The organism is Microbacterium sp. MAH-37, from assembly GCF_009758255.1.
Classification (GTDB): domain Bacteria; phylum Actinomycetota; class Actinomycetes; order Actinomycetales; family Microbacteriaceae; genus Microbacterium.
The window spans coordinates 262,442-281,507 of sequence record NZ_WSEN01000002.1; the positions used below are offsets into that span (position 1 = coordinate 262,442).

The following is a 19,066-nucleotide window of genomic DNA, read 5'->3' on the forward strand; positions in this document are numbered from 1 at the left end:
GCATGTTCGACAGCGACCGTTACTCGTCCGATCCCTGGCGTCTCGTCGAGAGCCGCTATGACGCGGACGGCCTGCCCGAGACCCTCTTCGCGGTGGGCAACGGCTACCTGGGTCTGCGCGGCAACCACATCGAAGGCCGCGGCGCGCACGAGCACGGCACGTTCATCAACGGCCTGCACGAGACCTGGCCCATCCGGCACGCCGAGCAGGCCTACGGCTTCGCCGAGGTCGGGCAGACGATCATCAACGCGCCGGATGCCAAGATCATGCGCGTCTACGTCGACGACGAGCCGCTGTCGTTCGACGACGCCGACGTGCGCGAGTACAGCCGCACGCTCGACATGCGCACCGGCATCGTGCACCGCGACGTGCTGTGGGTGACGCCCTCGGGCAAGCGGGTGCGACTGCGCGACGAGCGGATGGTGAGCTTCGACGAGCGCCACCTCGCGGTGATGCGGCTCGACCTCGTGGTCGAGAACTCGGATGCCCCGGTGACGATCAGCTGCCAGCTGCTGAACCGGCAGGACGGCGGCACCGTGTACACCGGCACGCCGGAGGCGGCGCAGAAGGCGGCGGCGGGCAAGGCCGGTTTCGACCCGCGCAAGGCCGAGAAGATCACCGAGCGGGTGCTGCAGCCGGCCGAGTACTGGCAGGACGGGCTGCGCGCGGCCCTGTCGTATCAGGTGACGGACTCGGGGATGACGCTGGCCGTCGTCGCCGATCACGTGATCGACACCGAGAACGACCACAGCGCGCGCACGCTGATCGAGCCGGACATCGCGAAGAACGTGTTCCGGGTGCAGGCCAAGGCGGGCGTGCCGATCCGGCTCACCAAGCTGGTGAGTTACCACACGTCGCGGGGCGTGCCGCCGCGCGAGCTGGTGGACCGCTGCCGCCGCACCCTCGACCGTGCCGCCGTCGAGGGAGTCGACGCCCTGTTCGCCCGCCAGGCGGAGTGGCTCGCCGACTTCTGGGAGCGCAGCGACGTGCGCATCGGCGGTCACGACTCCCTGCAGCAGGCCGTGCGCTGGTGTCTGTTCCAGCTGGCGCAGGCCTCGGCGCGGGCCGACGGTGCCGGTGTGCCGGCGAAGGGCCTCACAGGGTCGGGCTACAGCGGGCACTACTTCTGGGACACCGAGATCTACGTGCTGCCGTTCCTGACCTACACGTCGCCGCAGTGGGCGCGCAACGCACTGCGGGCGCGCGTGCTGATGCTGCCGGCGGCGCGCCGCCGTGCGGCGCAGCTGAACGAAGCGGGGGCGCTGTTCCCGTGGCGCACGATCAACGGCGAGGAGGCGTCGGCGTACTACGCGGCGGGCACCGCGCAGTACCACATCAACGCCGACGTCAGCTTCGCGCTGGGCAAGTACGTGTACGCCACCGGTGACGTGGAGTTCCTGCGCAGCGAGGCCGCCGACATCGCCGTGGAGACCGCGCGGCTGTGGGCGACGCTGGGGTTCTGGCGCGGCACGAACGGCGACTCGACATTCCACATCCACGGCGTCACCGGCCCTGACGAGTACACCACGGTCGTCAACGACAACCTGTTCACCAACGTGATGGCCAGGCACAACCTGCGCCTGGCCGCCCGCGTGGTGCGGACGATGGCGGAGTCCGCTCCCGACGCGTACGCGGCGCTGGTCGCGCGCACCGGACTGGATGCCGGGGAGCCGGACGGCTGGGAGCGCGCCGCCGAGGCGATGCACATCCCGTACAGCGAGGGGCTCGGCATCCACCCGCAGGACTCGCTGTTCCTGGAGCGCGAGGTCTGGGACCTGGCGAACACCCCCGACGAGCAGCGCCCGCTGCTGCTGCACTTCCACCCGCTGGTGATCTACCGGTTCCAGGTGCTCAAGCAGGCGGACGTGGTGCTCGCGCTGTTCCTGCAGGGCAGCCACTTCACGGCGGAGGAGAAGCTGGCCGACTTCGACTACTACGACCCGCTGACGACCGGCGACTCCACGCTGTCGGCCGTGGTGCAGTCGATCCTCGCCGCCGAGGTGGGGTACCAGGAGCTCGCGCTCGAGTACTTCCGCGAGGCGCTGTACGTCGACCTGCACGATCTGCACAACAATGCCACCGACGGCGTGCACGTGGCGTCGGCGGGCGGCGTGTGGTCGGCGCTGGTGAGCGGCTTCGGCGGCATGCGCGACTACGCCGGAGAATTGAGCTTCGACCCGCGGCTGCCCGCGGAGTGGCCCTCGCTGGAGTTCCCGATGCAGTGGCGCGGGTCGTCACTGCGGGTGACGATCACCCGCGGGGAGCTGCGGATGCGGGTGCTGTCGGGCGATCCAGTCTCGTTCACTGTGCGGGGGGCGGCGCACACGGCGTCGGTGGATGCCGATGCCGAGGTGCTGCTGGCCGGACAGGGGCCGGTGCGCCCAGGTCGACCGACGCTGCGCCAGTTCGCCGACGCCCGCCGCGAGGACGGCACGCTGATGTCGCCGACGGTGCCCGTGACCACGACGATCCCGGTGCTCGCGATCGACTGACCGGCGTCCGGCTCCCTGAGCCTGTCGAAGAGCCCCGGTCGTTGAGCGAGCGACGAAGGAGCGAGACGAAACGCGCTCAGCTCTTGCTTCCGATTCTCCAGACCGGTACTTGTTGACTCACGCCTGCGAGTCCTCAAAGGTGATTGAAATTGGATAGTGGAGTGATCACCGCAGAGCTGAGATACATCTACAGCACCGACATCGACGTCGACACCTACCGGTCTCCGACGCCGGATGACGATGGGCAATGGATTCGGCTGATCGTCGGCCCGAAGGATGCTCTCGGCGAAGAGTCCCTGGACGTGCTCGTGTGCACCTCACATTGGCTCGCTCGTGAGATCCGTGACAACGGGCCACGTCTGGTTCGGCACACACTGCTCATGCCCGAGTTCGATATTCATACTGCCGAGGCGATCCTCAGGCGCGAAGTCGAGAAAGCCACCGGGGAGACATGGGAAGACGTCGCACAGTCGCTGGTTCAGACCGGCTACTGGGAGTTCGACTCCTATCGCCCGTGATGCGGGTTCTGGGGAAGCGCCCGAGGGGTGCGGACGGAACGGCCATGGAGGATCCCGTTGAGATCGCACTCACGGGCGATGAGGCGCTCGTCCTGTTCGAGTGGATCACGTGAATCAACGATGGCACGATTCAGGTTCCACGCGGAGGAGCAGAGCAGCGGATCCTCTGGGACATCGAAGCGGTGCTCGAAACGACTCTTGTCGCACCCTTCAGACACGACTACGACGAGCTGCTCGATGCCGCGAGGGCGAGGATTGAGGCTCTCGAGAATCCGGATGGGGAGATCGAGACATAGTGAAGGGCCCGAACCTTCCGTGGACATCGTATGTATGCTTCGAGATTCCGCCGTGGTGGGAGCGTGAAGAGCTATCGCGCAGCGCCGCAAGATCTGTGTTCCGGCACTTCGTTGAAGAGCGGGAGCACCGCGTGCAGCTCACATCTCTCCTCGCTACAGACGGCGTGATCATCGACGGATCGGACCGCGCAATCCAGTCCTTGAACGACTGGTTCCGCGATCAAGTCCAGTCATTGGCAGAAGATGTCCGGATGCCGGACGGGCTGACGCTGTCGATCACGGAAGACATCGCCATTCTCCTCGCAGAGACGATGATCGCGAGGGCATCCGAACCTTGAATGGCGGATGGAGGAGAGTAAGAAGCGCGATGACTATCAGTCGCCGGTGATCGCGGGCTTCATCGACGAACCGGATTGGCGCGTCATCGGGCTGTCCGGCAACGTCTACACAGACGCAGTCCTGATTCTGGAGGACCGTTTCGCGACGCTCCCCGATCTCGAGGTGGAGGTTCGCGGACGGGAGTTCGTGCTCTCGGGCGAGTTCCTGCGCGTTCGCCCGCAGACGGATCAGTTCCTGACGTACCTGCGCTTGGCGGCCGAGTTCAATACGCCCGGGTGAGCGGAAGCGCACGCCCGGCCGCAGTGTCCGGGGCACACCGTAGGCTGTTCTGGTGACCACAGCCCTTTACCGCCGCTACCGGCCCGAGAACTTCGGGGAGATGATCGGTCAGTCCCAGGTGACCGACCCGCTCATGACCGCACTCCGCGGTGACAGGGTGGGTCACGCCTACCTGTTCTCCGGTCCGCGCGGATGCGGAAAGACCACGTCCGCCCGCATCCTGGCGCGCTGCCTGAACTGCGCCGAGGGTCCGACAGACACCCCGTGCGGCGTGTGCCCGAGCTGCGTCGAGCTGTCGCGCAACGGCGGCGGTTCGCTCGACGTCGTCGAGATCGACGCAGCCAGCCACAACGGCGTTGACGACGCCCGCGACCTGCGCGAGCGCGCGACCTTCGCGCCCAGCCGCGACCGGTACAAGATCTTCATCCTCGACGAGGCGCACATGGTCACGCCGCAGGGCTTCAACGCCCTGCTGAAGCTGGTCGAAGAGCCCCCGGAGCACGTGAAGTTCATCTTCGCGACCACCGAGCCCGAGAAGGTGCTCGGCACCATCCGCTCGCGTACGCACCACTATCCGTTCCGGCTGGTGCCGCCGGCGGCCATGCTCGAGTACGTCGAGAAGCTCTGCGCCGAGGAGGGCGTGCAGGTCGAGGAGGGCGTGCTCGCGCTCGCCGTCCGCGCAGGCGGCGGATCGCCGCGTGACACGCTGTCGCTGCTCGATCAGCTGATCGCCGGCTCCGAGGACGGCAACGTCACCTACGCGCGGGCTGTTGCGCTGCTCGGCTACACCCACGCCGAGCTGCTCGACGAGATCGTCGACGCGCTCGCCGCCGGCGACGCCGCGGCGGCCTTCCCCGCAGTCGATCGCGTCGTGCAGACCGGCCAGGACCCGCGGCGCTTCGTCGACGACCTGCTCGAGCGGCTGCGCGACCTCATCGTGATCGCCGCCGTCGGCGACGGCGCCTCCGCCGTGCTGCGCGGAATTCCGGCTGACGAACTGCAGCGGATGCAGGCACAGGCCGTCGCGTTCGGATCGGTGCGGCTGTCCCGCACTGCGGATGTCGTCAGCCAGGCGCTCGACGACATGACCGGCGCCACTTCACCGCGCCTCCACCTCGAGCTCATGGTGGCGCGCGTGCTCGCGAGCGCGGGCGAGGGGGCGGCTGTCGCGCCCGCACCGGTCGCTTCTGCTCCGGCGGCTTCCACCCCCGTTGCTTCCGCTCCGGTCGCCCCGCGAGCGACGAAGGAGCGGGACGAAACGCCTTCAGCTGACGCTGAGGCCGCGTCGCCGATTCCCGCACCCGAGACATCGGCTCCCGATGTCTCGTCTGCACCTCGTACCTCGGCTCCGCTCGACGACCCGCAGAAGGATGCCCCGGCTCCGGTCGCCCCGGCTCCGGTCGCCCCGCCGGAGCCGAAGGCGGTGGTTGAGCGGAGCGACGAAGGAGCGAAGACGGAACGCAGAGACGAAACGCCTTCAGCGCCCGCGGTCTCCGGCCCCGTCACCTTCGAGCGCATCACGGCCGAATGGCCCGCGGTCCTCGACAAGCTTGCGGCGATCAACCGCAATGCCTGGCTTCTCGTCACCGGTGTGCAGCCTCTCGCTTACGCCGATGAGGTGCTCACGCTCGGTTTCGCGGCCCCGTCCGATGTCACGAGGTTCAAGGGACCGACCCCGGGCCCCGGGCCCTCCGACCACCTGCGCACCGCGATCGAGCAGCAGCTCGGCGTGCGCGTGAAGTACCGCCCGGCCCCGCTGCCGGCCGGCAACGCCCCTGGCGGGGGAGCGCGCTCTCCGCAGGACGGACCGGAGCAGGGCGGAGCATCCGCTCCCGCTGAGCCCGCGCCCGCCGACCCTGCGCCGGCGCGCGCCGAGCACCAGGGTGACACCGCGCCCGCCTCCGGCTGGGCGACACCCGGCGTGCCGCAGGCCGACGCCCCGGAGCCTGCTCCCGCCGCGGCAGCGGTGCAGCAGACCGCGCCCGCCACAGCGCAGCAGACGGGTCCCGCGGTCGCGTCGCGGCAGCAGCCGGCACCCGCCGCGCGCCCGGCGCAGTCCCGCCCGTCGGCATCCGCAGCCGCTCCAGTGACGGAATGGGCGGTCGCGCCCATCCCCGCCTCGCATGAGGAGCCGGTGCAGCCGCAGTTCGCCGTCGACGAGGAGCCCGCAGAAGTCGAGTCCGCGGCATCCGCACCGATGCCGCCGGTGGACGGCGCGATCGACCGCGACGAGCCGCCGCTGCCCGGCGACGACGAGGCTCCCGACATCGACGAGCCGCCGTACGACCCGCACTACGACGCCGCGCCGCCCGACGCCGGCGACAGGATGCCGGTCGCGCAGGCTCAGGCGCACCAGACTCCGCCTCGCCAGGCGCCGGTGCAGCACACCCCGGTGCAGCAGGGCCCGGCACGCCAGGCGCCGCAGGCGTCCGCCCCGCAGCGCTCTGCTCCGCTGACCGCCGCGCCGGTCGTCACCAGCCGATCCTCCGCCCCGGACGGCGTGGAGCGCCGCGGCGAGGCCGTGATCCGCCAGGTGCTCGGCGCGACGTTCATCCGCGAAGAGCCCTTCGAGCCCCAGACGAGGTTCAACTGATGTACGACGGCATCGTCCAGGAGCTGATCGACGAGTTCGGCCGGCTGCCGGGCATCGGACCCAAGTCCGCTCAGCGCATCGCGTTCCACATCCTGCAGACTCCGTCGTTCGACGTCGCCCGCCTCGCCGAACTGCTCACCGAGGTGCGCGCCCGCGTGCGCTTCTGCGAGATCTGCGGCAACGTCTCCGAGCAGGACCGCTGCGCGATCTGCCGCGACCCGCGTCGCAACGCCGCGCTCATCTGCGTGGTCGAGGACGCCAAGGACGTCGCCGCGATCGAGCGCACCCGCGAGTTCCGCGGGCTGTACCACGTGCTCGGCGGGGCGATCAGCCCGATCGCCGGTGTCGGACCCGACGATCTGCGCATCGCCCAGCTGATGACCCGCCTCGCAGACGGCACCGTGCAGGAGGTCATCCTCGCGACCAACCCCAACCTCGAGGGTGAAGCCACGGCGAGCTACCTCAGCCGCCTGCTGACCACGATGGAGATCACGGTCTCGCGCCTGGCCTCCGGACTGCCGGTCGGCGGCGACCTCGAGTACGCCGACGAGGTCACCCTGGGTCGCGCCTTCGAGGGCCGGCGCCGGCTGTGAGCCCGCACGGCGGGTTCACCCGCAAGGGCTGGATCCTCTTCGCGATCATGTCGATCGTGTGGGGCATCACCTACCTCTTCATCAAAGAGGCGGTGGTGTCCTTCTCGCCCCCGGCTGTGGTCTCCGCACGCACGCTGCTCGGCGCGCTCGTGCTGCTGCCGTTCGCGATCCGCTCGGGCGCGCTGAAGTCCGCACTCAAGGTGTGGCCGTGGGTGCTCGCCTTCGGCGCGATCGAGATGGCAGGGCCCTTCCTGCTGCTCAGCCATGCCGAGACCCAGCTGCCCTCAGGGCTCACCGGACTGCTGGTCTCGACGGTTCCGTTGTTCGCAGTGATCATCGCCCTGATGCGCGGCGACCGCTCCGTGCTCGCACCGACCCGCCTGGGCGGTCTGCTGGTGGGCTTCGCCGGTGTCGCGATCGTCGTCGCCGGCCCCGGCCTGTTCGCGCACGGCACCGCGAGCTACATCGCGATCGGCGAGATCCTGCTCACCGCCGTGCTGTACGCGATCGCGCCGTTCATCATCGCGCACAAACTGGCCGATGTTCCCTCGATCGGCACCATCACGCTCGCCCTCACCGTGGTCGGTCTCGCCTACCTGCCGGCGGGGCTGCTCACACAGCACGATGTCCCGACCGTGCGCTCGACCGTATCGCTCGTACTGCTCGGCGTGATCTGCACCGCCCTCGCCTTCGTGTTCTTCTTCGCGCTGATCCGCGAGGTCGGCCCGGTGCGCGCGCCGCTGTTCACGTACATCAATCCGGTGGTCGCGATCATCCTCGGCACCATCCTGGTCGGCGAACCGGTCACGCTCGGCCTGCTGATCGGGTTCCCGATCATCCTGGTCGGATGCTGGTTCGCCGCCACCGGCGGCAGGCTGAAGTCCGGAGAGGCCGATCTGACGACAGGACCGGTGACGACGGCCGAGACCGCCGAGGCGATCTGCGACGGCTCGGAGCCAGACCCGGACCCCACCCGCTGATCCACTCCCGGTTCCGGTCTCACTCGTTGCGGGTCTGGGACTGCTTGCACCCGCATCCAGTGAGACCGGAGCGGTGAGACGGATCAGTTCCGACGGATCGCCTTCCACAGCATCAGGAGCAGCAGCACGAACCCGGCGCCGATCAGGATGTGGCCCAGCCCGGCGATGCCGGAGATCGCCGCCGAAGCCTTCGTGCCCAGCACCTGCAGCGTGCCGTGCCAGACCATCATCGCCGTGGTCAGCACGACTCCCGCGTTGTAGATCCAGAAGAACCAGCCGAACAGCCTGCTAGTCGACAGCCGGAACGACTTCTCCAGCGCCAGCACGATGAGCGGCACGATCATTCCCAGCACCAGCAGGTGCGTGTGCGTGACGGCGAGCTGACCAGGGAACCCCTCGGGGAAGCCGTTCCCCTTCGTGAACTCCCGGTAGAACAGTCCCGCGCCCAGGCCGAGCACGGTGTACACGGCCGTGGCGGAGAAGAGCTTCGTCAGCGCTGAGCGCTGGGTGCGGACATCGACGGATGCTTCGGTCATGGCACCAGTCTCTTCCACGAGCTGCGCGAGCGCATCCATCGAAGGATCGACAATCCGCCATGCGCGGCGCGGCCGTTCGCGCGAGAATCGGAGGATGTCCGCCGCAGCATCCGTCTCGAGCCGCCATCGGATGCTGCGCACCGCACGCGTCGCGCTCCATCTGATCGCCGTGCTGCTCGTCGTGGTCACCACGATCCGAGCCATCGTCGCCGGCCTGGCTCCGCTGCCTGCGATCCTCGCCGCTGTCGCCTTCCTCGGCTGGTACGGCGCCGGCGCCCTGCTGATCCAGGGCCCGGGCGCGCGTTGGTGGCTGGGCGGGCTCACCGTGCTCTGGGGTGGGATGCTGGTGCTCTCGCCCGAGTACGTGTGGCTGGCATTCCCGCTGCTGCTGCTCGCCGGGCACCTGATCCGCGGGCGCGCGGCGTGGATCTACGCGATGATCGTGATGCTCGGGGCCGTAGCCGCTCCGGTGCTGCATCACACCCAGCTGACCTTCGCCCACATCGCCGGCCCCGTGCTCGGCGGGGGCTTCGCGCTGGCCATCTCGCTCGGCTACGACACGCTGCTGCGCGACGCCGGAGAGCGCGAGCGCCTCATCGCCTCGCTGCTGCAGGCGCAGCACGAGACCGCCGCCCTGCAGGACGAGCTCGCCCGCACACAGCACGAGGCGGGCGCCGCCAAGGAACGCACCCGCCTGGCCCGCGACCTGCACGACACGATCGCGCAGGAGCTCAGTTCCGTCTCGCTGCTCGCGCGCAGCGGCGACGTGGAGCGGATGCCGCAGATCGATGCCCTCGCGCAGCAGTCGCTGATCGAACTGCGCCGCATCGTCGCCTCGCTCGCGCCCGCCGAACTGGAGGACTCCGCCCTCGCCGGGGCTCTGGGCAGGATGCTCGACACGCTGCGCACGGATGCCGGGATCGAGACCGCGCTGGAGGTGTCCGAGCCGATGCCCGCGCTGCCGACCGGCGTCGAGGTCGCCTTCCTCCGCGTGGCGCAGTCCGCGCTCGCCAACGTGCGGCAGCACTCGGGCGCCATGCGGGTCGACGTGCGCCTGGGCGTCGCGGACGGGGTCGCCCGACTCGAGGTCGCCGACGACGGGCACGGCTTCGACCAGGCATCCGCCGGCCGCCCCGGGTCGTCCTACGGCCTGATCGCGATGCGCTCCCGGCTCGAAGAGCTCGGCGGGTCCCTCTCGGTCAGCAGCGCCGCCGGCGACGGCACTCTGCTGACAGCGACCGTACCGCTCGTCTTCGACGGTGCGGTCAGCACCGTCGAAGAGTCCGCCCGCGGAGCAGCGGAGCCGACCGTGCTGCAGCGGGACGCGCCCGCCGGCGCGTCCCGCGCGGCGGCCGAATCGACCGCGCCAGTCCCGCGACACTCAGGGGAGGTCCAGCGATGAGCATCCGCATCCTCCTCGTCGACGACCATCCGATCGTGCGCGCGGGTCTCCGCGCGGTGATCGAGAGCCGTGGTTTCGAGGTGATCGGCGAGGCAGCCACGGGCGAGGACGCACTCGTCGCGGCATCCGAGCTGCGCCCCGACGTCGTGCTCTGCGACCTGCGCCTGGGGGACGGCATCGACGGCGTAGCCGTGACGGCGGCGCTGCGCGCGACGCCGTCGCCGCCCGCGGTCATCATCCTCACCACCTTCGACCACGATGCGCAGATCGTCCGCGCCATCGAGGCCGGGGCCGCCGGCTACCTGCTCAAAGAGGTGGACACCGACACGATCGCGAGAGCGATCACCGATGCCGCATCCGGCGGCCTGGTGGGAGGGCTGGCCGACGACCGGCTGATCGGCGCGCTGCGGGCGCCTCGGGTGACGCTGACCGCGCGCGAGCGGGAGGTGCTCCAGCTCGTGGACGAGGGTGCGGCCAACCGCGAGATCGCGAACCGGCTGTTCATCAGCGAGGCCACGGTGAAGACGCACGTGGTGCATCTGCTCGAGAAGCTCGGCGTGCAGAGCCGTACGGCAGCCGCCGCCGAGGCCCGCCGCCGCGGGCTGATCTGACACATACGTAATGAGGCATGAACTCGCTCCGTAGAATGTGGATGGGCTGATCGCCCGGCAATCCCAGGGAGTGAACGTGGCCCTCATCGTGCAGAAGTACGGCGGTTCGTCCGTCGCCGACGCCGACAGCATCAAGCGCGTCGCCAAGCGCATCGTCGACACCCGTCGCGCCGGGCACGACGTCGTGGTCGCCGTCAGCGCCATGGGCGACACCACGGACGAGCTGCTCGACCTCGCCCACGAGGTCGCCCCCATCCCGGCTCCGCGTGAACTCGACATGCTGCTCTCCAGTGGAGAGCGCATCTCGATGGCGCTGCTCGCCATGACGATCCACTCCATGGGCTTCGAGGCGCGGTCGTTCACCGGCAGCCAGGCCGGCATGATGACCGACTCGCACCACGGCAAGGCGCGCATCGTCGACGTCACCCCGGTGCGGGTGCGCGAAGCGCTCGACGAGGGCGCGATCGTCATCGTCGCCGGCTTCCAGGGCATCAACCGCGACACCCTCGACATCACCACGCTCGGCCGCGGCGGGTCCGACACCACTGCCGTCGCGCTCGCCGCCGCGCTGAGCGCCGACGTCTGCGAGATCTACAGCGACGTGGACGGCATCTACACCGCCGACCCGCGCGTGATCCCGAACGCCCGCAAGCTCGACCACGTCGCCAGCGAGGAGATGCTCGAGCTCGCCGCCAACGGCGCCAAGGTGCTGTACATCCGCGCCGTCGAATACGCGCGCCGGCACGGCGTCCTGATCCACGCCCGCTCGACCTTCTCGACGGCCGAGGGCACCTACGTTCTGGGCGAGGGCATGAAGAACCCCCGCGAATCCGAGGGAGCAGCCATGGAAGAACCCATCGTCGCCGGCGTCGCCACCGACCTCAGCCAGGCCAAGATCACCGTCTCCGGCGTTCCGGACGTGCCGGGCAAGGCGGCCGAGATCTTCACCGTCGTGGCCAAGTCCGGCGCGAACGTCGACATGATCGTGCAGAACGTGTCCGCGGCATCCACCGGCCGCACCGACATCTCGTTCACCCTTCCCAAGGCCGATGCCGCATCCGCGCTGAAGGCGCTCGCCGCCGAGCGCGCCGGCATCGGCTTCGACTCGCTGCAGCACGACGACCAGATCGGCAAGCTGTCGGTCGTCGGCGCCGGCATGCGCACGCACTCGGGCGTCTCCGCGATCCTGTTCGAGGCGCTCTCGACGGCCGGCATCAACATCGAGATGATCTCGACCTCCGAGATCCGCATCTCCGTCGTGCTGCGCGCCGACGAGCTCGCCGACGCCGCCCGCGCCGTGCACACCGCCTACGGCCTCGACAGCGAGATCGAGGCCGTCGTGCACGCCGGCACCGGGCGCTGACCGCCTGATGTCACACCGGCGCCGCGCCCTCCGGGGCACGGTAGACTCACCGCAACCCTGACATCGGCGCCGGGCGAAGCATCCGCGACCCGGGGCTGAGCCTGGCGTATCCGTCTTAACGCCAAGGACCCCAGTCATGACCCGCATCTCCGATTCCGGATACTCCGTCGCCGTCGTCGGCGCCACCGGCCAGGTCGGCCGCGTGATGCGCGAGATCCTCGCCGAGCGCTCGTTCCCGATCCGCGAGCTGCGCCTGTTCGCCTCCGCCCGCTCCGCGGGCACCGCCATCGACTTCGGCGGTGTCGACGTGATCGTCGAGGACGTCGAGAAGGCGGATGCCGCGGGCATCGACATCGCCCTGTTCTCGGCGGGTGCGACCGCCAGCCGCGCCTACGCGCCGAAGTTCGCGGAAGCCGGCGCAGTCGTCATTGACAACTCCAGCGCCTGGCGCAACGACCCCGAGGTGCCGCTGGTCGTCAGCGAGGTCAACCCGCACGCGATCGACGAGCGCCCCCGCGGCATCATCGCCAACCCGAACTGCACGACGATGGCCGCCATGCCGGTGCTGAAGGCCCTGCACGCCGAGGCCGGCCTCGAGCGCCTGATCGTCTCGACCTACCAGGCCGTCTCCGGGTCGGGCATCGCGGGTGCCGAGGAGCTGCTCGGCCAGGTCCAGGGCGTCCTCGCCCAGGGCGACACGCTGCGTCTGGTGCACGACGGCTCGGCCGTCGACTTCCCCCAGCCCGAGAAGTACATCGCCCCGATCGCCTTCGACGTCATCCCGTTCGCCGGCAACCTCGTCGACGACGGCGACAACGAGACCGACGAGGAGAAGAAGCTCCGCAACGAGAGCCGCAAGATCCTCGGGCTGCCCGACCTCCGCGTGGCGGGCACCTGCGTGCGCGTCCCCGTGTTCACCGGGCACTCGCTGTCGATCCACGCCGAGTTCGGTGCCGACATCACGCCCGACCGTGCGCGTGAGGTGCTGGCGTCCGCCCCGGGTGTCTCCCTCGAAGAGGTGCCGACTCCGCTGCAGGCGGCCGGCAAGGACGACAGCTTCGTCGGACGCATCCGCGCCGACCAGTCCGCCCCCGAGGGCAAGGGACTCGTGCTGTTCATCAGCAACGACAACCTGCGCAAGGGCGCGGCGCTGAACGCCGTGCAGATCGCCGAGCTGGTTGCAGAGCGTCTGGGCGCACCCGTCGCCTGACCCGTCCGTCGCGGCGAATATCGTCGTCGGGATGGACGCGGCGGCGAATCGCGGCCTTCGTCAGGCGAACTAGACTGGTGTGGTGACTGAATCCGTCGACGTCGTCCTGATCGGTGGTGGCATCATGAGTGCCACCCTGGGTACTCTGCTGCACGAGCTGCAGCCGGACTGGAAGATCGTCGCGTTCGAACGCCTGAGCGACGTCGCCGAGGAGAGCTCCAACGCGTGGAACAACGCCGGCACCGGCCACTCCGCGCTCTGCGAGCTCAACTACACACCCCGCGGTGAGGACCGCCTGCTCGACTCGAGCAAGGCCATCAACATCAACGAGCAGTTCCAGCTCAGCCGTGAGCTCTGGTCGTCGTGGGTCAAGCGCGGCATCCTCGACGGGCCGAAGACGTTCATCAACTCGACCCCGCACATGACGTTCGTGCGCGGTGAAGACGACGTGCAGTACCTGCGCGAGCGCTACGCCCTGCTCAAGGACGAGCCGCTGTTCGCCGGCATGGAGTACAGCGAGGACTCCCGGGTCATCAACCAGTGGGCTCCGCTGCTCATGCAGAAGCGTCGCAAGGGCGAGCCGTTCGCGGCGACCCGCAGCGTGGCAGGCACCGACGTCGACTTCGGTGCGCTCACCCGGCAGCTCTTCGATCACCTCCGCGAGAGCGGCGTCGACGTGCGCACCAACACCGAGGTGCGCAAGCTCAAGCGCGACAAGGACGGCAGCTGGAACATCAAGTACCGTCGCACGATCGGGCGGGCACCCGGCGACATCAAGGCGCGCTTCGTGTTCGTCGGCGCCGGCGGCTGGGCCCTCAAGCTGCTGCAGGGCTCGGGCATCCCCGAGATCCGCGGTTACGGATGCTTCCCGATCGGCGGTCAGTGGCTGAAGACCTCCGACCCGAAGATCGTCGCCCAGCACAAGGCGAAGGTCTACTCGCAGGCGCCGGTCGGCGCTCCGCCGATGTCGGTCCCGCACCTGGACACCCGCGTCGTCGACGGTGAGAGCAGCCTGCTGTTCGGCCCGTTCGCGACGTTCAGCCCGAAGTTCCTCAAGAACGGCGGGATGCTCGACATCGTCACCCAGGTGCGACCGCACAATCTGGGCAGCATGCTCAAGGTCGCGTTCACGAACTTCGACCTCATCACGTACCTCGTCAGCGAGCTGCTGAAGACCCCCAAGAAGAAGGTGGCGACGCTGCGGCAGTTCATGCCGACCGCGGCAGACGGCGACTGGGAGCTGCTGCAGGCCGGCCAGCGCGCGCAGGTCATGCGCGACGGCAAGCTGCAGTTCGGCACCGAGATCGTCGCTGCCGAGGACGGCTCGATCGCCGGACTCCTCGGTGCTTCGCCGGGCGCCTCGACGGCGCCTCCGATCATGCTGCAGCTGCTCAAGCGGTGCTTCCCCGAGCAGTACGCGGGATGGGAGCCGCAGCTGCGCGAGCTCGTCCCGACTCTGGGCGCGAAGCTGAACGACGATCGTGAGACCGCCGACATGGCGATGAGCGCGACCGCGACGGCACTCGACCTGACGGCCTGACTCACGACCGTGGCGAAGCTCTACTTCCGCTACGGCGCGATGAACTCGGGCAAGTCGACGTCTCTGCTGCAGGCGGCGTACAACTACGAGGAGCGCGGCCAGCACGTGCTGCTCGCGAAGCCCGCGATCGACACCAAGGGCGCGTCGCAGATCGAGAGCCGTCTCGGCGTCACGCGCGAGGTCGATTTCCTTATCGGCGCCGAGGATGACGCCCGAGCGCTGTTCGCGTCCGAGCGGGAGCGGATCCGGCAGCGGGATGCCGCCACGTTGCTGCCTCAGCAGGTCGACGTGGCCTGCCTGCTGATCGACGAGGCCCAGTTCCTCACGCCCGAGCAGATCGACGATCTGTTCCGGATCGCGGTGCTGGACGGGATCCCGGTGATGGCCTACGGCATCCGCAACGACTTCCTCACCCACGCGTTCCCCGGATCAGCCCGCCTGCTCGCGATCGCACACTCCCTGGAGGAGCTGAAGACGATCTGCCGCTGCGGTCGCAAGGCCGTGTTCAACGGCCGGCTCGTCGACGGGCGCTTCGTGTTCGACGGCGATCAGGTCGCGATCGACGGTGCCGCCGTGACGTACGAGTCGCTGTGCGGCAACTGCTATCTCGAGGAGTCCGCGGGAGCGCTCGCCTGACCCGCTCCTGGGGAATGTCCCTGTTTGCCGCATCCCGGCCTCGGATGCGACCAATTGCGACATTCCTCAGGGGGTGGGTGCCTCGGCAGTCCTGGGGAATGTCCCTATTTGCCGCATCTCGGCCTCGGATGCGACCAATTGCGACATTCCTCAGAGAGGCTGCGCGCGGGTTGCGTGGTCTGACCACAGGGGATAACCTGTGGTCAGACCACAGGAGGACGGATGGCGGAGCCCACAGCCGCGCGCGCCTGGCGCACGGTGCTGGAGCGCATCGAGCGCGACCTCGTGGAGGGGCGCCTCGGTCCCGGCGATCGGCTGCCCTCCGAGCGCGAACTTTCCTCCGAGCTCGGCGTCGGGCGCTCGAGCGTGCGTGAGGCGCTGCGCGTGCTCGAGGTCATGGGTCTCATCCGCACCTCGACCGGCTCCGGCCCCCAGGCCGGCGCGATCGTCATCGCCACGCCCGCCGGGGGACTGGAGCAGCTGCTTCGACTGCAGGTCGCCGCCCAGGGGTTCCCGATCGCCGATGTCGTGCAGACCCGTGTCGTGCTCGAAGGGGCCGTGGCGGCATCCCTCGCCGCTTCCGAGAGTCGCGAGACGGCCGACGCACACATACTGCTGGAGGCGATGGACGACGCGACCCTGCCTGCACCGGAGTTCCTCGCGCTGGACGCCCAGCTTCATCTGGCGCTCGCCGAGGCATCCGGCAACGCGGTGATCGCGGCGATGATGGCGGGCCTGCGCACCGCCATCGAATCGTACGTGCTGGAGGGATCCGCGCGCATCGACGACTGGACCGGCATGGCCCAGCGTCTGCGCGTCGAGCACCGTGCCCTGGTCGCGGCGATCGACGACGGCGACGCAGACCGTGCGCGGGTCCTCGTGCGCGACCACATCATCGGCTATTACACCGCGGCGGGGCTGGTCCCCGACACCGCTGTCTGAAGGAGAAGACCATGGTCCAGCGACAGCTGCCCAAGCCCGCAGAGCTCTTCGAGCTGATGCAGTTCAAGAAGCCCGAACTCGACGGGCGCAAGCGCCGCCTCGACGCCGCGCTCACCATCTACGACCTGCGCACGATCGCAAAGCGCCGCACTCCGAAGGCCGCATTCGACTACACCGACGGCGCCGCCGAGGGCGAGCTGTCGCTGGCCAGGGCGCGCCAGGCTTTCGAGGACGTGGAGTTCCACCCCGGCATCCTCAAGCCGGCTCCCACCGTCGACACGAGCGTGCAGATCCTGGACGGTCCCAGCGCCCTGCCGTTCGGCATCGCGCCGACAGGGTTCACCCGCCTGATGCAGACCGAGGGCGAGGTCGCCGGAGCCGGAGCCGCCGCCGCCGCGGGCATCCCGTTCACGCTCTCCACGCTCGGCACGACCTCGATCGAGGGAGTGAAGGCGGCCAACCCCGACGGTCGCAACTGGTTCCAGCTCTACGTCATGCGTGACCGTGAGATCTCCTACGAGCTCACCCGCCGTGCTGCCGCCGCAGGCTTCGACACCCTGCATTTCACTGTCGACACACCGGTCGCCGGCGCCCGCCTGCGCGACAAGCGCAACGGGTTCAGCATCCCTCCGCAGCTGACTCTCGGCACCGTGATCAACGCGATCCCGCGACCGTGGTGGTGGATCGACTTCCTGACCACGCCGAAGCTCGAGTTCGCGTCGCTCAGCACCACCGGCGGCACCGTCGGTGAACTGCTGGATGCCGCGATGGACCCGACCATCAGCTACGCCGATCTCGACGTGATCCGCGACCTCTGGCCCGGCAAGATCGTGGTCAAGGGCGTGCAGAACGTCGAGGACTCCGTGCGCCTGAAGGATGCCGGGGTCGACGGCATCGTGCTGTCGAACCACGGCGGACGCCAGCTCGACCGTGCCACCATCCCGTTCCACCTGCTGCCGCAGGTGCGCAAGGCCGTGGGAGACGACTTCACCGTCATGGTCGACACCGGCATCATGAACGGCGCCGACATCGTGGCATCCGTGGCGCTCGGCGCCGACTTCACGCTGATCGGCCGGGCGTACCTCTACGGCCTGATGGCCGGCGGCCGCCAGGGCGTCGACCGCACGATCGCGATCCTGCGCACCGAGATCGAGCGCACGATGCGCCTGCTGGGCGTCTCGTCACTCGCCGAGCTCGAGCCCGCGCACGTGACGCAGCTGACCCGGATGGTGCCGCTGGGCTCGGCCGCCGCCCGCGCAACCGTCTGACAGTCGCGTTCCCGTCGCACTCTTCGTCGCTACCGCCCTGTGCACGGCGACGAAAAGTGCGACGGGAACGGATCAGTTCGTGGAGATTCCGGCGAGCAGCGCGTCGAGCTGGTCGGCGGTGTCCTCCCAGCCCTCCACGGCCACGCACGGGACGCCGATCGCGAGCACCGGATAGTCGTTGCCGCCCTCGTCCAGGCGATCGCCGTAGAAGAGCATGTCGGTGAGCGGGATGCCGGTGAGCTCGGCGAGCTGCCGCATGCCGTACGCCTTGTCGATGCCGGCGCGAGTGATGTCGATCGATGTCGACCCGCCCGAGCGCACCTCCAGGCCGGGCAGCCGGGCGGAGACCGCGTCGCGCAGGGCGGCGCGCTTCGCGCCGTCCGGGTCCCAGGCCACCTTCGCGTCGCGGGGAGCGCGCTGGCCGAGCGCCGAGAACGTGATCTGCGAGCCGCGGTCCTCGAGGATGTCGCCCCAGGGCTCCGGCTCCCAGAGGCCGAGACGCTCGGCCTCCTCACGGAGCGCCTGCAACGCAGCATCCCGTTCGTCAGCGGTCAGGTCGCGCGCGTACACCGGCGTGAAGTCGTGACCGTCGTGGCGCAGGTAGCGGGTGCCGCAGGTGGGTAGCAGGTGCAGGCGCGCCAGATCCGCGGCATCCGTGTCGCCGAGCTGCGCGATCACCTGGTTGCGGAACTGCTCCTCGTTGCCGCCGGAGATGATGGCGACGTCGACGCGGTGCATGAGCGCGCGCAGGAGATCGGCGATGCGAGCGTCGATCGCGCCCTTCGAGGGGGCCAGCGTGTCGTCGAGGTCGAAGGCGACAAGGCGGGGCGCAGTCATCCCTCCAGCTTAGCCGGGCCGCCCTCTCGTGACCTGCGCAGGGCCCGTACGGCGAGCGTGATGCCTGCGCCGACGGTCGCGCCGAGCGAGTTCAGCAGCAGGTCGCTGAGCGTCGCGGACCGGTGCGACAGCGCGAGCCCCTGGACGGTCTCGATGATCGCCGACAGCGCAGGACCGACGAACAGCGCCAGGGGCCAGACCCGGAGCGGGACGAGCACGGCCGCGAGCACCCCGACCGGGATGAAGACGAGCACGTTCGCGATCTTCTCGAGTGCGGTGAAGCCCAGCCAGGTCCAGCCGAGGGTGTGCCGGCCGAAGTCGAGCACCGCATCGAGGACGACCGGGAACCGGTCCTGCAGCCCCTGCGGCGAGATGGTCAGCACCAGGAGGAACGCGAGGAACGGGATGCCGATGACGAGGGCTGTCGTGACGGATCGGCGGGGCATGGCTCGAGCGTAGAGGGAAACGAAAAGGACCCGCCATTCGGCGGGTCCTTTCAGTGATGGTCGGGGTGACAGGATTTGAACCTGCGACCTCGTCGTCCCGAACGACGCGCGCTACCAAACTGCGCCACACCCCGTTTTTGCAACTGTTCGAGTCTACATGGCGGAGGCCGTAACGACGAATCGAG

18 protein-coding genes and 1 tRNA gene are annotated in these 19,066 nt (G+C 69.3%); 15 read left to right on the forward strand and 4 right to left on the reverse strand.

Going from position 1 to position 19,066, the window contains the following annotated elements; all coding sequences use genetic code 11:
• Positions 1 to 2 precede the first annotated feature (2 nt).
• The 7 genes from GON06_RS01785 (at position 3) to GON06_RS19025 (ending at position 8,090) form a co-directional block, all read left to right on the forward strand.
• A complete protein-coding gene (locus GON06_RS01785; RefSeq protein WP_157310565.1) occupies positions 3 to 2,492 on the forward strand; it encodes a glycoside hydrolase family 65 protein in 2,490 nt (829 codons plus the stop codon).
• Between the two features lie 161 nt (positions 2,493 to 2,653).
• Positions 2,654 to 3,010: an Imm8 family immunity protein gene (locus GON06_RS01790; protein WP_157310566.1), complete on the forward strand. Its 357-nt coding sequence runs from the start codon at positions 2,654 to 2,656 to the stop codon at positions 3,008 to 3,010.
• Positions 3,011 to 3,437: 427 nt separating this feature from the next.
• Positions 3,438 to 3,644 carry a hypothetical protein gene (locus GON06_RS01795; protein WP_157310567.1) on the forward strand — a complete coding sequence of 69 codons (207 nt, stop codon included), beginning with the start codon at positions 3,438 to 3,440 and terminating at the stop codon, positions 3,642 to 3,644.
• A gap of 46 nt (positions 3,645 to 3,690) precedes the next feature.
• Complete coding sequence (locus tag GON06_RS01800) at positions 3,691 to 3,924, forward strand: hypothetical protein (protein ID WP_198346570.1); 234 nt, start codon at positions 3,691 to 3,693, stop codon at positions 3,922 to 3,924.
• Between the two features lie 52 nt (positions 3,925 to 3,976).
• Entirely contained in the window at positions 3,977 to 6,517 is a 2,541-nt protein-coding gene (locus GON06_RS01805; RefSeq protein ID WP_332837069.1) for a DNA polymerase III subunit gamma and tau, read from the forward strand.
• Positions 6,517 to 7,110: a recombination mediator RecR gene (gene recR, locus GON06_RS01810; RefSeq protein WP_116241835.1), complete on the forward strand. Its 594-nt coding sequence runs from the start codon at positions 6,517 to 6,519 to the stop codon at positions 7,108 to 7,110. The genes GON06_RS01805 and recR overlap by 1 nt, the downstream gene beginning before the upstream one ends.
• A complete protein-coding gene (locus GON06_RS19025; protein WP_332837070.1) occupies positions 7,107 to 8,090 on the forward strand; it encodes a DMT family transporter in 984 nt (327 codons plus the stop codon). Before recR ends, GON06_RS19025 begins: the two co-directional genes overlap by 4 nt.
• Positions 8,091 to 8,173: 83 nt before the next feature.
• Here the strand turns inward: GON06_RS19025 and GON06_RS01820 are convergent, their stop codons facing one another.
• Entirely contained in the window at positions 8,174 to 8,626 is a 453-nt protein-coding gene (locus GON06_RS01820; protein WP_378736417.1) for a DUF2871 domain-containing protein, read from the reverse strand.
• A 94-nt stretch (positions 8,627 to 8,720) separates the two neighbouring features.
• On the opposite strand from GON06_RS01820, the gene GON06_RS01825 reads away from it, so the two are divergent.
• The 8 genes from GON06_RS01825 (at position 8,721) to GON06_RS01860 (ending at position 17,598) form a co-directional block, all read left to right on the forward strand.
• Positions 8,721 to 10,028 carry a sensor histidine kinase gene (locus tag GON06_RS01825; RefSeq protein ID WP_198346571.1) on the forward strand — a complete coding sequence of 436 codons (1,308 nt, stop codon included), beginning with the start codon at positions 8,721 to 8,723 and terminating at the stop codon, positions 10,026 to 10,028.
• A complete protein-coding gene (locus GON06_RS01830) occupies positions 10,025 to 10,639 on the forward strand; it encodes a response regulator (RefSeq protein WP_157310570.1) in 615 nt (204 codons plus the stop codon). The genes GON06_RS01825 and GON06_RS01830 overlap by 4 nt, the downstream gene beginning before the upstream one ends.
• Before the next feature lie 76 nt (positions 10,640 to 10,715).
• Entirely contained in the window at positions 10,716 to 12,002 is a 1,287-nt protein-coding gene (locus GON06_RS01835; RefSeq protein WP_332837071.1) for an aspartate kinase, read from the forward strand.
• Positions 12,003 to 12,138: 136 nt separating this feature from the next.
• A complete protein-coding gene (locus tag GON06_RS01840) occupies positions 12,139 to 13,212 on the forward strand; it encodes an aspartate-semialdehyde dehydrogenase (RefSeq protein ID WP_157310571.1) in 1,074 nt (357 codons plus the stop codon).
• A gap of 82 nt (positions 13,213 to 13,294) precedes the next feature.
• Positions 13,295 to 14,752 carry a malate dehydrogenase (quinone) gene (mqo, locus tag GON06_RS01845; RefSeq protein WP_332837072.1) on the forward strand — a complete coding sequence of 486 codons (1,458 nt, stop codon included), beginning with the start codon at positions 13,295 to 13,297 and terminating at the stop codon, positions 14,750 to 14,752.
• A gap of 9 nt (positions 14,753 to 14,761) precedes the next feature.
• Positions 14,762 to 15,388: a thymidine kinase gene (locus GON06_RS01850; RefSeq protein ID WP_332837073.1), complete on the forward strand. Its 627-nt coding sequence runs from the start codon at positions 14,762 to 14,764 to the stop codon at positions 15,386 to 15,388.
• Positions 15,389 to 15,610: 222 nt separating this feature from the next.
• Positions 15,611 to 16,330: a FadR/GntR family transcriptional regulator gene (locus tag GON06_RS01855; protein ID WP_157310572.1), complete on the forward strand. Its 720-nt coding sequence runs from the start codon at positions 15,611 to 15,613 to the stop codon at positions 16,328 to 16,330.
• An 11-nt stretch (positions 16,331 to 16,341) separates the two neighbouring features.
• On the forward strand, positions 16,342 to 17,598 hold the full coding sequence (locus GON06_RS01860) for an alpha-hydroxy acid oxidase (protein WP_157310573.1): 1,257 nt from the start codon (positions 16,342 to 16,344) through the stop codon (positions 17,596 to 17,598).
• A 72-nt stretch (positions 17,599 to 17,670) separates the two neighbouring features.
• On the opposite strand, the gene GON06_RS01865 is transcribed toward GON06_RS01860, so the two are convergent.
• The 3 genes from GON06_RS01865 to GON06_RS01875 form a co-directional block, all read right to left on the reverse strand.
• A complete protein-coding gene (locus tag GON06_RS01865) occupies positions 17,671 to 18,435 on the reverse strand; it encodes an HAD-IIB family hydrolase (RefSeq protein WP_157310574.1) in 765 nt (254 codons plus the stop codon).
• Entirely contained in the window at positions 18,432 to 18,881 is a 450-nt protein-coding gene (locus GON06_RS01870) for a VanZ family protein (RefSeq protein ID WP_157310575.1), read from the reverse strand. Before GON06_RS01870 ends, GON06_RS01865 begins: the two co-directional genes overlap by 4 nt.
• A 57-nt stretch (positions 18,882 to 18,938) precedes the next feature.
• Positions 18,939 to 19,015: transfer RNA gene (locus tag GON06_RS01875), tRNA-Pro, on the reverse strand.
• Between the last annotated feature and the right edge of the window lie 51 nt (positions 19,016 to 19,066).

What these genes read in the sequence shown, in the direction of transcription:
- GON06_RS01785 (WP_157310565.1), top strand. Translation starts at nt 3, where the DNA reads ATGTTCGACAGCGACCGTTACTCGTCCGATCCCTGGCGTCTCGTCGAG.
- recR (WP_116241835.1), top strand. Translation starts at nt 6,517, where the DNA reads ATGTACGACGGCATCGTCCAGGAGCTGATCGACGAGTTCGGCCGGCTG.
- GON06_RS01820 (WP_378736417.1), bottom strand. Translation starts at nt 8,626, where the DNA reads ATGACCGAAGCATCCGTCGATGTCCGCACCCAGCGCTCAGCGCTGACG.
- GON06_RS01825 (WP_198346571.1), top strand. Translation starts at nt 8,721, where the DNA reads ATGTCCGCCGCAGCATCCGTCTCGAGCCGCCATCGGATGCTGCGCACC.
- GON06_RS01830 (WP_157310570.1), top strand. Translation starts at nt 10,025, where the DNA reads ATGAGCATCCGCATCCTCCTCGTCGACGACCATCCGATCGTGCGCGCG.
- GON06_RS01840 (WP_157310571.1), top strand. Translation starts at nt 12,139, where the DNA reads ATGACCCGCATCTCCGATTCCGGATACTCCGTCGCCGTCGTCGGCGCC.
- GON06_RS01855 (WP_157310572.1), top strand. Translation starts at nt 15,611, where the DNA reads ATGGCGGAGCCCACAGCCGCGCGCGCCTGGCGCACGGTGCTGGAGCGC.
- GON06_RS01860 (WP_157310573.1), top strand. Translation starts at nt 16,342, where the DNA reads ATGGTCCAGCGACAGCTGCCCAAGCCCGCAGAGCTCTTCGAGCTGATG.
- GON06_RS01865 (WP_157310574.1), bottom strand. Translation starts at nt 18,435, where the DNA reads ATGACTGCGCCCCGCCTTGTCGCCTTCGACCTCGACGACACGCTGGCC.
- GON06_RS01870 (WP_157310575.1), bottom strand. Translation starts at nt 18,881, where the DNA reads ATGCCCCGCCGATCCGTCACGACAGCCCTCGTCATCGGCATCCCGTTC.